14 protein-coding genes are annotated in these 12,564 nt (G+C 47.3%); all 14 read right to left on the minus strand.

Annotation, left to right across the window (positions count from 1 at the left end; translation table 11 throughout):
- Position 1 precedes the first annotated feature (1 nt).
- Positions 2-1,267 carry an RIP metalloprotease RseP gene (gene rseP, locus V7126_RS11375; RefSeq protein ID WP_099047038.1) on the minus strand — a complete coding sequence of 422 codons (1,266 nt, stop codon included), beginning with the start codon at positions 1,265-1,267 and terminating at the stop codon, positions 2-4.
- Positions 1,268-1,273: 6 nt separating this feature from the next.
- Entirely contained in the window at positions 1,274-2,425 is a 1,152-nt protein-coding gene (gene dxr / locus V7126_RS11380; RefSeq protein WP_046128932.1) for a 1-deoxy-D-xylulose-5-phosphate reductoisomerase, read from the minus strand.
- 44 nt (positions 2,426-2,469) lie between these two features.
- On the minus strand, positions 2,470-3,273 hold the full coding sequence (locus tag V7126_RS11385) for a phosphatidate cytidylyltransferase (protein WP_046128933.1): 804 nt from the start codon (positions 3,271-3,273) through the stop codon (positions 2,470-2,472).
- 12 nt (positions 3,274-3,285) lie between these two features.
- The gene (locus tag V7126_RS11390) at positions 3,286-4,065 is read right to left on the minus strand and encodes an isoprenyl transferase (protein ID WP_046128934.1); all 780 of its coding nucleotides are present in this window, start codon (positions 4,063-4,065) and stop codon (positions 3,286-3,288) included.
- A 129-nt stretch (positions 4,066-4,194) separates the two neighbouring features.
- Entirely contained in the window at positions 4,195-4,737 is a 543-nt protein-coding gene (gene frr, locus V7126_RS11395) for a ribosome recycling factor (RefSeq protein ID WP_202049319.1), read from the minus strand.
- A gap of 16 nt (positions 4,738-4,753) precedes the next feature.
- Entirely contained in the window at positions 4,754-5,476 is a 723-nt protein-coding gene (pyrH, locus tag V7126_RS11400) for a UMP kinase (RefSeq protein WP_046128936.1), read from the minus strand.
- 147 nt (positions 5,477-5,623) lie between these two features.
- Positions 5,624-6,505 (minus strand): translation elongation factor Ts, encoded by an 882-nt coding sequence (gene tsf, locus V7126_RS11405; RefSeq protein ID WP_046128937.1) that lies wholly within the window; start codon positions 6,503-6,505, stop codon positions 5,624-5,626.
- A gap of 99 nt (positions 6,506-6,604) precedes the next feature.
- Entirely contained in the window at positions 6,605-7,348 is a 744-nt protein-coding gene (gene rpsB / locus V7126_RS11410; RefSeq protein WP_046128938.1) for a 30S ribosomal protein S2, read from the minus strand.
- A gap of 150 nt (positions 7,349-7,498) precedes the next feature.
- Positions 7,499-8,017 carry a DUF6115 domain-containing protein gene (locus tag V7126_RS11415; RefSeq protein WP_046128939.1) on the minus strand — a complete coding sequence of 173 codons (519 nt, stop codon included), beginning with the start codon at positions 8,015-8,017 and terminating at the stop codon, positions 7,499-7,501.
- 71 nt (positions 8,018-8,088) lie between these two features.
- Entirely contained in the window at positions 8,089-8,853 is a 765-nt protein-coding gene (locus V7126_RS11420) for a FliA/WhiG family RNA polymerase sigma factor (RefSeq protein ID WP_046128940.1), read from the minus strand.
- Between the two features lie 22 nt (positions 8,854-8,875).
- Positions 8,876-9,382, minus strand: a complete 507-nt coding sequence (locus tag V7126_RS11425) for a chemotaxis protein CheD (RefSeq protein WP_082094012.1) — start codon at positions 9,380-9,382, stop codon at positions 8,876-8,878.
- Entirely contained in the window at positions 9,379-10,008 is a 630-nt protein-coding gene (locus tag V7126_RS11430) for a chemotaxis protein CheC (RefSeq protein ID WP_046128941.1), read from the minus strand. Before V7126_RS11430 ends, V7126_RS11425 begins: the two co-directional genes overlap by 4 nt.
- Positions 10,009-10,016: 8 nt before the next feature.
- Complete coding sequence (locus tag V7126_RS11435; RefSeq protein WP_373688015.1) at positions 10,017-10,463, minus strand: chemotaxis protein CheW; 447 nt, start codon at positions 10,461-10,463, stop codon at positions 10,017-10,019.
- A gap of 55 nt (positions 10,464-10,518) precedes the next feature.
- On the minus strand, positions 10,519-12,546 hold the full coding sequence (locus tag V7126_RS11440) for a chemotaxis protein CheA (protein WP_046128943.1): 2,028 nt from the start codon (positions 12,544-12,546) through the stop codon (positions 10,519-10,521).
- Positions 12,547-12,564 lie beyond the last annotated feature (18 nt).

Raw genomic sequence — 12,564 nt, forward strand, 5'->3', positions numbered from 1 at the left:
TTTATAAAAATAAACGCTGGATGTCGTTCCATGTAACGACAAGCATCAACAGCATCAGAAACGCCACGCCGATGAATACGACAAATGCTTCTTTTTCCCGGTTGATCGGCTTTCCGCGGACCGCTTCAATCAACAGAAACAACAGCCTTCCGCCGTCCAAAGCCGGAATCGGCAGGAGGTTGACAATCCCGAGGTTAATGCTTAAAAAGGCTGCAAGCTTCAGCAGGTTGATGATACCCGTTTTCGCCACTTGCTCTGTCATATCATAGATGCCGACAGGTCCAGCCAGCATATCGATCGAAAACTGGCCCGTCACGATTTTGCTTAGGCTTGTGACGATGTTCTGCGCCACAGCGACAGTTTCGGTCGCGCCGTATGAAATCGATGTTAACATGCCTTTTTGCACAGGGTTATAAGCGCCGAATCTGCCGACGGTTTCTTTCCCCGATTTGACCGATTCAGGGGTCACATATTTCGTCATCTTGACATTGTCGCGCGTCAGAACGACCTTCAGTTCCTTTTCCGGATGCTCCCTGACCGTGTTGACAATATCGGTCCACGAAGACATTTTTTCTCCGTTGATCGTCTGGATGCGGTCTCCTTCCTTGAGTCCGGCTTCAGCTGCACGTCCGTTGTCGATCAGCTTTCCGAGCACCGGCTCATCTGAAGGCACGCCCTGCATCAACCCGAGCATGACGAGAATCACGTAAGCCAGAATAAAATTCATGATCGGACCGGCTGCAATTGCTTTGATTCGCTGCCAGACCGTTTTCGAATGAAATTGGCGGTTGTACGGTGCAACCTGCACTTCTTCCCCGTCGACGATGAAAAATGACGTTTCACTGACGGAAAAGGAAACGAGCTGATCCTCATTGCCTTGCTCATAGCCGGAAATTCTCATCTGGTGCTCCAAATCGGCCTCTTCGACTTCGATGACCAATGCATCAGGATATTTTTCTTTTTGATTTAAAATGATTTTCTCGACTTTATTTTCTTTGTTGAACAAAAGCCCGACCGTATAACCCGGCTTCACCTCGACCATTTCGGGATCTTCGCCGGCCATCCGGACAAAGCCGCCGATCGGAAACAGGCGGATCGTATAGACGGTCTCATTTTTCTTAAACGAAAAGATCTTCGGGCCGAAGCCGATGGCAAACTCCCGGCACAGGATCCCCGCTCTTTGGGCAAGGATTAAATGGCCCAGCTCATGGAAAAAAACGAGCGTTCCAAAAATGAGAATAAAAGCTATCACAGTATTCACGGACATACCACCTTATGTGAGTAATGTTTGGACAAACCTTCTGGCATCTTTGTCCACTTCACGGATCTCCTGAAGGCTAGGTTTTGCAATCGCCTGATGACGTTCCAATGCTTTTTCGATGATGTCTTCGATTTCCAAAAAGGTAATCCTGCCTGACAGAAACGCTGCAACGGCTTCCTCGTTGGCCGCATTTAAAACGGTCGGCATTGTACCGCCTATTTTGCCTGATTCATATGCGAACTGTAAGCAGCGGAACCTTTCAACATCAGCTTGGGCAAAATTCAGCTGGCCGATCTCCCACAGCTCGAGAGATTTCGCTTCTTCAAACGGCAGGCGCTTCGGATAGCTGAGCGCGTATTGGATCGGCACTCTCATATCGGGGGTGCCGAGCTGGGCGATGACGCTTCTGTCATGAAACTCGACCATTGAATGGATGATGCTTTCCTTGTGCAGCAGAACATCGATCTGTTCGTACGGCAGGTCGAAAAGCCAGTGCGCTTCTATGACTTCGAGTCCTTTATTCATCATTGTAGCCGAATCGATCGTAATTTTTGCACCCATCGACCAATTTGGATGGTTGAGGGCTTCCTCGACCGTTACGCCTTCCAGCTCTTTTCTCGTTCTGTCTCTGAAACTTCCGCCCGAAGCCGTGATGACGAGGCGCTTGATCTGTTTCGGATTTTCGCCCTGGAGGCATTGAAAAATCGCAGAATGCTCGCTGTCGACGGGCAGCAATGGAACATCGTATTGTTTTGCATGTTCTTTCACTATATGTCCGGCTGTCACAAGAGTTTCCTTATTTGCAAGCGCAATTGTTTTTTTATGCTCTATCGCCTTTAACGTCGGAATAAGTCCGACGCTTCCGACAAGAGCGTTGACGACGATATCCGCTTCCGGGAAAACAGCCGCTTCCATTAAAGCTTCTTCCCCGACTCCCGTTTGAAAGGAGTAGGAAAAAGAAAGCTGTTTTAATTTTTTATATGTACGCTCATCACCGGCGGCTACGTATTTCGGTTTAAACATTTCGATGATCTCAGCCGCTTTTTCTACATTTTTGCCAAACGTCATCGCCGCAAGACGAAATTTATCGCCGTGCGCTTTTATGACATCAAGCGTCTGTTCCCCGATGGAGCCTGTCGCCCCCAAAAGACATATGTTCTTCAAAATTGCCGCACCTCTGTTTCTTTCTAGCTATCAGTACTTCTCTATCATAGCCCGAACGGCTGAAAAAGAACAAGCAAGAAGTATAAAACCGGCATGACAAATAAAAAGCTGTCAAAGCGGTCGAGCATTCCGCCGTGTCCGGGAAGAATCCGTCCGGAGTCTTTCACCTGGTAATGCCGCTTGAACGCAGATTCGGCCAAATCGCCGAGCTGCCCGACGATCGACAAAAGCACGGTGATCAAAAACACGAATAAATACGAATGCGGAAAGCCTGTTGCGGCCTGGTAAACGGCCGAAAAGACGACAGCCGTCAAAATGCCTCCCCAAAAGCCTTCAATCGTTTTGTTGGGGCTGATCTCAGGCCAAAGCTTGCGCTTACCGAGGGCCTTTCCGATAAAATAAGCGCCCGAATCCGTCGACCAGACGACGCCGATCGCAAAAAATACATAGCTGAGACCGATGCTTCTGATTTCGATAAAATAATAAAAACCGAATCCGATATAGATTGCAGCCAAAGCAGCAAAAGCCGCTTCATCAAAAGAAAACGAGTTTTTGCTGAGGACCGTATAAGAAAGCAAGAGCAGCACGGCCAAAAACACGGTTTCCCCTTTCGTGACGGTGATATCCACGGTTCCGCCAAATTGAGCCGGGACTAATAAAATCATGAGCAGCAAGAGGCTTATGATGCCCGGGGGGCTCAAAAGCTTCATGCCTTTCATTCTCAAAAGTTCAAATAGGGCCAATATGCCCATCGCGTAGACCAGCAAGGTGAACGGCAGCTCGCCCAAAATCACGAGCGGCAAAAAAATCGCCGCTGCCAGAACACCCGTCAATATTCTCTGTTTCATCTGCACCATCCTCTAAATTCCGCCAAACCTTCTCCCTCGACGTTGATACTCTCCGATGGCCTGTAGGAAATGAACTTCTTTAAAATCAGGCCACAGAACATCGGTGAATAAAAACTCGCTGTACGCAAGCTGCCAGAGCATGAAATTGCTCAGCCTGATCTCGCCGCTTGTCCGAATCAGCAAATCGGGATCCTGCAGCGATTCGGTCATTAAATAATCGGAAAACAGCTTTTCATCGATTTCTTCAATGTCGAGCGTCCCTTTTTTTGCTTCCTCGGCGATTCTTTTGGCAGCATTTGCGATTTCCGCACGTCCCCCGTAGTTCAATGCAAAGTTAAGAATAAGTCCGTCATTGTGCTCCGTATCGCTGATGGCTTTTTCCACAGCGCGGATCGTATGAGGGGGCAGACCGTTCTTATCACCGGTAATGCGCACCTGAACATTCTCTTCCACCAATTCAGGAAGATACGTGCCCAAAAATTCTTCAGGCAGCTTCATCAGAAAATCAACCTCAAGCTTTGGACGTTTCCAGTTTTCAGTAGAAAAAGCATACAAAGTCAATGCTTTGACACCAAGTTCGCTTGCAAGCTTTGTTGTCTCCCTGACTACCTTCATGCCTTCATGATGGCCCGCGATGCGGGGCATGGCACGTTTTTTTGCCCAACGGCCGTTTCCGTCCATAATAATGGCGATATGTTCAGGAATTTCTCCCTTTAATATATTTTCTTTTGTGTAAGATTCATTGGAAGCAACCGAATGCTGGTTCTTCCAATTTTTGAGTATATTGAGCATGAGATTCCTCCATCACCCAAAAGGTTGCTTTCCTGTGATATCCTGCTAGATAACAACAGTATTAACAAAAAAACCCCCTGTAAACATGAGAGGGTCTTTTCACTATTATCTATTGTACAGAGTTTTTCATTAAACTTCCATGATTTCTTTCTCTTTATCTTTTGTGATCTCATCGATTTTTGACACGTATTCATCTGTCAGTTTTTGCACGTCTTCCGTTGAAGAACGCAGTTCATCCTCAGTCATTTCACCATTTTTCTCTAATTTTTTCAGATCGTCGTTTGCATCGCGGCGGATGTTGCGGACGGCGACTTTCGCATCTTCAGAATATTTTTTGACGAGCTTGACGAGCTCTTTTCTGCGCTCCTCTGTTAAAGGAGGAATCGTGATGCGGATAATGCTGCCGTCGTTTGTCGGAGTCACGCCCAAATCGGCTTTTTGAATCGCTTTTTCGATGTCTCCGAGCGCCGTTTTATCATACGGTGTGATGACGAGCATGCGCGCTTCAGGCACAGTAATGGACGAAAGCTGGTTTAAAGGCGTTTGCGCTCCGTAGTATTCGACCGTTACTTTATCCAACAGCGACGGATTCGCACGTCCGGCACGGACTGTGGCAAGTTCGCGCTGGTATGCGGCCACGGCTTTTTCCATGCGTTCTTTTGTTTCATTCATCACTTGATTTGACACGTTATTTCCCCCTTACGATTGTTCCGATTGGTTCGCCGAACACGGCTTTTTTAATATTTCCTTCTTCCATAATGGAAAAGACGATCAGCGGGATGTCGTTATCCATGCACAGTGAAGAAGCAGTCGAATCCATGACGGCCAAACCGTCTTTCAATACGTCGAGATATGACAGTTGTTCATATTTTACGGCCGTTTCGTCAGTCCTTGGATCGGCATTGTACACGCCGTCGACATTATTTTTGGCCATCAAAATGACGTCGGCTTCAATTTCAGCCGCTCTTAGCGCAGCTGTCGTGTCCGTAGAAAAATACGGATTGCCTGTACCGGCAGCGAAAATGACGACACGCTTCTTTTCAAGATGGCGAATCGCTTTTCTTCTTATGTATGGCTCAGCGACCTGCCTCATTTCTATCGATGTCTGCACCCTTGACTGAACGCCGAGTGTTTCAAGGCTGTCTTGAAGGGCGAGGGAATTCATGACAGTTGCAAGCATTCCCATGTAATCTGCCGTCGCGCGATCCATTCCCAGATCGCTTCCGGTTTTTCCGCGCCACAGGTTGCCTCCTCCGACAACGACTGCAACTTCAACGTCAAGCTCGGCGATTTCCTTCACCTGCTTGGCGATGGACTGGATCACGGTCGGGTTGATGCCGCTTCCCTGCTCACCCGCAAGCGCTTCTCCGCTAAGCTTTAATACGATACGATTATACTTTGGTTTTTCCATAATAACCTCCAAGTGCATGCTTGCCGTTATTTATTATGCAAGAGAAAAAAAGGTTTGTAAACTGTTTTAAAAATAGGGACACAGTCAGTGTCCCTTATTTTCCTTGAAAAGATCGTGCCGAACTGCTTTGGCAAGCGCTTTTCAGTCTTATTTTTTCACTTGGTTCATAACTTCTTCAGCAAAGTTTTCTTGGCGTTTTTCGATTCCTTCTCCGACTTCGTAGCGGACGAATGTTTCAACGGTTGCGTTTTTCGCGCCGACAACCTGCTTCACTTTTTCATCAGGGTTTTTCACGAACGCCTGATCCAGGAGGCAGATTTCTTCGAAGTATTTGTTCAGACGGCCTTCAACCATTTTAGCGACGATGTTTTCAGGCTTGCCTTCTTGAAGAGCTTGCTGAGTCAAAATTTCGCGCTCGTGTTTTGCTTCTTCCTCAGACACTTGGTCACGGGAGATGTAGCGAGGGTTGATAGCCGCAATGTGCATTGCGATGTCTTTCGCAGTCTCTTCGTCAGTTGTGCCGTTTAGAACGGTCAGCACGCCGATTTTTCCGCCCATGTGCAGGTATGAACCGAATGCAGCGTCATCGCCTTTTGTAAGCACAGCGAAGCGGCGAAGCGTAATTTTTTCTCCGATTTTTGCAACGGCGCTCGTAATGTATTCTTCAACAGTTGAACCGTTTGCCATTTTTTGCGCCATAGCTGTTTCAAGGTTTTCAGGCTTTTCGGCAAGAATATGATCAGCCAGGTCGTTTAGAAGCGCTTTGAAGCCTTCGTTTTTCGCAACGAAGTCAGTTTCAGAGTTCACTTCCAAAATCACGCCTGTGTTGCCTTCTGTTTTCACGAGCGTCAGACCTTCAGCAGCGATGCGGTCAGCTTTTTTCGCCGCTTTTGCAATTCCTTTTTCTCTGAGAAGGTCGATTGCTTTGTCCATGTCGCCGTCAGTTTCAGTTAACGCTTTCTTGCAGTCCATCATGCCTGCACCGGTTTTTTCGCGAAGCTCTTTTACCATTTGTGCACTAATTGCCATTTTGATTTCCTCCTTATGATTCAACAAATTATGTAAATTGTCATTTGGTGAAAAAAAAGGTGATAAAAGGCAGTTCCCCCTTATCACCTTTTGATCAGGTTAAGCAGTTGTCGTTTCAGTTGTTTCTGCTTCTTTCTCTTCTGTTTCAGCTGCTGTTTCTTCACCTTGCTTCGCTTCCAAAATCGCATCGGCCATTTTAGAAGTAAGCAATTTGACAGCGCGGATCGCGTCGTCGTTCGCAGGGATGACAACGTCGATTTCATCAGGGTCGCAGTTTGTGTCGACGATTCCGATGATCGGAATGTTCAGCTTGCGCGCTTCAGCAACAGCGATGCGCTCTTTGCGAGGGTCGATGATGAACAGCGCGTCAGGAAGTTCTTTCATGTCTTTGATTCCGCCAAGGAATTTTTCAAGACGCTCTAATTCTTTTTTCAATTGAACGACTTCTTTTTTAGGAAGCACGTCAAATGTGCCGTTTTCTTGCATTTTTTCGATATCTTTAAGGCGTTTGATACGCTTTTGGATCGTTTCAAAGTTTGTTAATGTACCGCCGAGCCAGCGTTGGTTGACATAGTACATTCCAGAACGTTCCGCTTCTTCTTTAACAGAGTCTTGTGCTTGCTTTTTCGTACCGACGAAAAGGATTTTTCCTCCGTCAGCTGCAAGGTTTTTCGTAAAGTTGTATGCTTCCTCAACTTTTTTGACCGTTTTTTGAAGGTCGATGATGTAGATTCCGTTACGCTCCGTGAAGATGTAACGTTTCATTTTTGGGTTCCAACGGCGAGTTTGGTGACCGAAGTGAACACCAGCTTCAAGCAATTGCTTCATAGAAATGACTGACATGTGATTTCCTCCTAATATAATGGTTTTTTCCTCCGCTTAGGTCATTTTTATGCAGGACTAACGCGCACAGCGCGATAGCACCGCTTGCATAAATCGTTAAGCGTGTGTAATTAACACCACGAATTAATATAACATAAGCTTCCCGGACAATCAAGAATCGTTTTTCAGCTTTCCGCGAAATTTTAACAAAAGCTCGATTTCGGTTTTTCCGCTTTTCAACTGCCTTGCAATATCTTCGGGTGAATAGCCCTCTTCATGCAGTGCGACGGCTTTTTCTTCAAAGGAAACCGCTTCGCCCGTTTGTTCCTGATTCAGGACATCTTCTTTTCTTTCCACTTCATCAATCATCGATTCGATGTGAAGCGGCAGATCGTCCGCGTCTTTTGCTCCAGGGCGGTCGGCGGCGGCTTCTTCCGGGGCGGCCGGACGGTGTTTTTCCGCTTGCTGCACTTCGTGTTCCCCGGCTTGCTGCAGCTGGCTGACGAGCCTTTCATTTTCGTCTTTCAGCTCCATCAGAAATGCGGTCAGCGTATTCTCTGTTTCTTCCAATAGCTGTTTTTGATTTTTTTCGGCCTCTTTAAAAGCGCTGAGCCGCGTGTAAAGGATGATGACGAAATAGATCAGTATACCGTGGAGCATAAAGCTCGTAATCCATAATATTGTTGACATTTTTTTCACTCGCTAACCATGGATTTTAAAAGGTTCTTAAAAAACGCTGCCGGCAAAGCCAGCAGCTAAGATTATTGTACCACTTTATCAAGAAGGTGCTTTAGTTTATAAAGCGCCTTGGAGTGAATCTGCGAAATGCGGGAGGTCGATAAATTCAGAATCTGTCCGATTTCAGTCAGCGTCAGCTCTTCTTTATAAAATAAGCTGATGACAAGCTGTTCTTTTTCGGAAAGCTCGCTGATTTTTTCGGAAAGCTGGGATATCAGTTCGTCTTTGATCATCTTTTCTTCAGGAGTGCTCGTTTTGTCGTCCCTGATCATGACCTGGACATTCTCCCCGTCTTCATGGTCGTGAAGCTTTTCATCAATGGAAAGGAGATTTGCAAAAAACCCCTCATTGATTGTCGTCACGACATCCTGTTCTGTCATTCCCAATTCAGCCGCGATTTCGCTCGGTGATACGTTTCGCAAGTAGCGCTGTTCAAGCTTTTCAATCGCCGCTTCGACTTTTTTCGTTTTTTCCCGGGATGTTCTCGGAAGCCAGTCCTCTTTTCGAAGGCCGTCGATAATCGCGCCCCTGATTCTGAAAGAAGCGTATGTATCGAATTTCAGATCCCTTCCCGGATCGAATTTTTCAAGGGCATCATACAAACCCAGCATGCCGAGGCTCACCAGATCATCTTTATGTACGGACTTTGGCAAGCCGACGGCGATCCGGCCGACGTGGTATGTGACAAGCGGCATATAGCGGCGGATCAAATCATCGCCGGCCTGAGGATCTTTCCATTCTTTCCACCGCGACCAAAGCTCTTGATCTTCGTAGTTCAAGGATTGCATCGTTATCCCCCTAAATTGCTTATTAAATCGTCGTTATACCTTGTTTCACAGTGCGGATGACAAGCTCCGCAGTCTGCGGATCAAACTCGATGGTCCTTCCGCTGTTTCCGCCTGTATCCTCGCTTACAATCGGAATGTTCAAGAGAGATAGATGTTTTTTTATCGCCAACACGTTTCTTGGCCCGACTTTCATCAAATCATTCGTCATTTTAAATTTAAACATTTCGGCTCCTCCGGCCATCTTCGCTTTCAGGGCGAATTTGCGGCAGCCGGCTTTAAGCAGCATGTCAACCGTTGATGCAACAGCCGTGTCCGCGTATTTTGCCAGATTGATATCCGGGGTCTTTGAAAGGGAAGAATCGGGAAGCATGACATGGACGAGTCCGGCTGTTTTCGCTTCCAGATCGTAAAGCACAAGCCCGACGCACGAGCCGAGCCCGGATGTTCTGATGCGGTCCGGAGTGCGGACAATCTTCACATCTGCAATGCCCACCCTGATAATAGTAGTCTCTTTTTCTATCATTTTCATAGCGCTGCACCCAATGTCCGGAAGAGCTTTTCAAACGAATCATAGTCAGGCAAAAGGAAAAGGTGCGCATTTACCTTCCGGTTGTGCTCTTCGTCAAAAATGGAGTTGTCAATGACGATCACTTGGTCCCCGATTTGGCTGAGCTCGATCAGCCCTTCGCTGATGACGGCTCCGAACATATCAAGCGTAAGTTCGGGAACGCTCGGATACATTTGCCGGTTTGTCAAATCGGCGAGAGCCGTCAAATAAGACCCCGCCATAATGTTGCCCAGTTCATGAAGGGCGGAGGCACCGATATCATCAGGCGTCATGCTGTCGATCTCGAATTCCGGATTGCCGACAAGCTCCCTGATTAACTGCTCCGCCTCTGAAAAAGGCATGATAACGAACATGGAGCCCGGAAAATCCCCCTCCATCCTTAAAAAAATACTGGCGACAGGAAGGTCTGCTCCGCCGAAGAAGTTCACCAGTTCATCAAATGACAGCAGCTTGACAAACGGCACTTCCATCTCGATTTTCCTGTTGAGCAACTGGGCCAAAGCTGACGCCGAATGACCGGCTCCAATGTTTCCTACTTCCCGCAAAATATCAAGATGCTGTTCTGTAATTCCCTTAAATATGCTCATCTCTCTACCTACTTCTTCGCGTTTTCTGAAGCTGCAGAAAGGCTGGACTTCCTGTTTAATACGGCTTCAGAGTCAATTAGATTAAGAAGTCTGGAGCCTTGCTTCACAATGCCTTTTATCCATTGCCTGCCGTCTTTCCCGACCGTTTCGGGAGCTGATTCGATCTCGTGCTCTTCGACAGTGATAACGTCGTTTGCTTCATCTACGACCCAGCCGACTTCGATGTCCTGATAGGTAATGATGATAATTCTCGTTTCATCCGTAATGTCATCACCGGGCGCCCCGATCCGCTTTCTTAAATCGATGACAGGCGTGACGACGCCCCTTAAATTGATGACGCCGCAAATATACGGTTCAACTCCAGGAACCCTTGTAGGCTGCTGCCACTTTTCGATCGACATGACTTCTGAAACGGATATGGCATATTCTTTATGATTCACTTTGAATACAATCATTTTTTCACCGGTGGTAGTCTGTGTGGTCAAGAGGATCGCTCTCCTTTCGCTATCTCTATTTAATAAGGGCGTTGCAATCAATGATCAGCGCGACTTGTCCGTCTCCAAGGATCGTCGCTCCTGATATTGCAAAGACGTTTGTCAAATAATCGCCAAGCGATTTTAGGACGACTTCCTGCTGGCCGATGAAAGAGTCGACGACAAACGCGGTCAGCTTGTCTCCCTTTTTCACGACGATGACATGGAGCTGGTCGAGATCGTCTGATGAATCCTCAACGTTAAACTCTTCTTTCAGGTAAACCACCGGTACGATATGGCCCCTGAAATCAATCACTTCGCGGTCGTGTGTCAGAAGAATGTCTTTCTTATCGATGACGGCCGTTTCTATAATAGAAGAAATCGGAATCGCGAACGTTTCTTTTTCAAGCTTGACGAGAAGCACAGAGATGATCGACAGCGTCAGCGGAAGCTGGATTGAAAACAGCGACCCTTCCCCTTCGGTTGATTTGATGCTGACAGATCCGCCCAATGATTCAAGCTTGCTTTTGACGACATCCAGGCCGACGCCGCGGCCGGAAATATCCGAAATCTGATCCGCGGTCGAAAATCCCGGCGCAAAAATGAGCGCATCGATTTCATGATCTTCAATCGTTTCCGCATCACGTTCAGAAATGACATTTCGCTCTATCGCTTTTTCAAGCACTTTTTTGCGGTTGATGCCCGCTCCGTCATCTTCAACCTCGATAAAGACGTGGTTTCCGCTGTGGTATGCTTTCAGCCGGACGTGTCCTGTTTCAGGCTTTCCGTTTTTCGCTCTGACTTCAGGGGCTTCGATTCCGTGGTCAAGGCTGTTTCGCAGCAGATGGACAAGCGGATCGCCGATTTCATCGATCACTGTCCGGTCAAGCTCTGTATCCGCTCCGAAAATGGAAAGCTCGATTTTTTTGTTCAGCTCTTTCGTCAGTTGGCGGACCATGCGCGGAAAACGGTTGAATACGGTTTCGACAGGCACCATTCTCATATTGAGGATGATCGATTGGAGATCTCCGGAAATTCGTGTCATCCGTTCGACGGTTTCCGTTAATTCGCCATGGTCAAGCTCTTTTGCAATCTGCTCGAGACGGCCTCTGTCAATGACAAGCTCTTCAAAGAGGTTCATCAGTGAATCGAGGCGGTCAATGTTGACGCGGATCGTTTTCGTTCCGCCGCCGGCCGCAGGTTTTGCCGGTTCTTTTTTGTCATTTGCCTGTTTTGCCGGCTTTTCCGGTTTTTTCTCCGGCTGTTTCGGAGCTGCTTCTTTTTCGGCGCCCTCCTTCTCCTCTTCAGGTGCTGCAGCATCGATTTTCAGCTCAGTCACTTCGACCTTTTCAATTTCTGAGACGCCGTTAATTTTATTGAAAATATCCTGTTCATTGTGTTTGCTTAAAAAACAAATTACAAATTCGGAGTCAAAGTCTTCGGCTTCCAGCACTTCCGTTTCCGGAATGGTTTGGACGACTTCGCCGATTTCATTCAGCTGTTCAAACACCATGTAGACGCGGACGCCTTTAAGCAAGCAATCCTCTTTAAGAGAAACGGTGATTTCATAGCATTTAAAGCCCTGTTCTTCCGCCTCTGCAATGACGGTTCTTTGGAACTCGTCATAGGACCATTTCGATTTGGAAGGTGCCGCTTCAGGGGCTTCGGCCGCTGCCGCCGTTTCCTTGCCGGCTCCTGTGACATCAAGCTTGGCGCAGACTTCTGAAACATCCCGTTTTCCGTCGCCGCCTTCGATGATCGAAAGGACGATCGCCTCCAGATCGTCGAGCGCTTCAAACATGATATCCATCCATTCTGACGTAATCGTCATCTCCTCGTTCCGGATGGCATCCAGCACATTTTCTAGGCTGTGCGTCAAATGCGCCATATCTTCATAGCCCATCGTGGCGCTCATGCCTTTTAGCGTATGGGCCGCCCTGAAAATATCGTGGACAAGCTGCAGGTCTGATGGATTTTTTTCGAGCTCGAGCAGTTTTTCATTACAGGTTTGCAAATGTTCTTTACTTTCTTCTATAAAGACGTCTAAATATTGATTCATCTCCATTTAAGTCACGCCCTCTCT

Source organism: Bacillus sp. JJ675, from assembly GCF_036963165.1.
In the GTDB taxonomy this organism is placed as follows: domain Bacteria; phylum Bacillota; class Bacilli; order Bacillales; family Bacillaceae; genus Bacillus; species Bacillus glycinifermentans.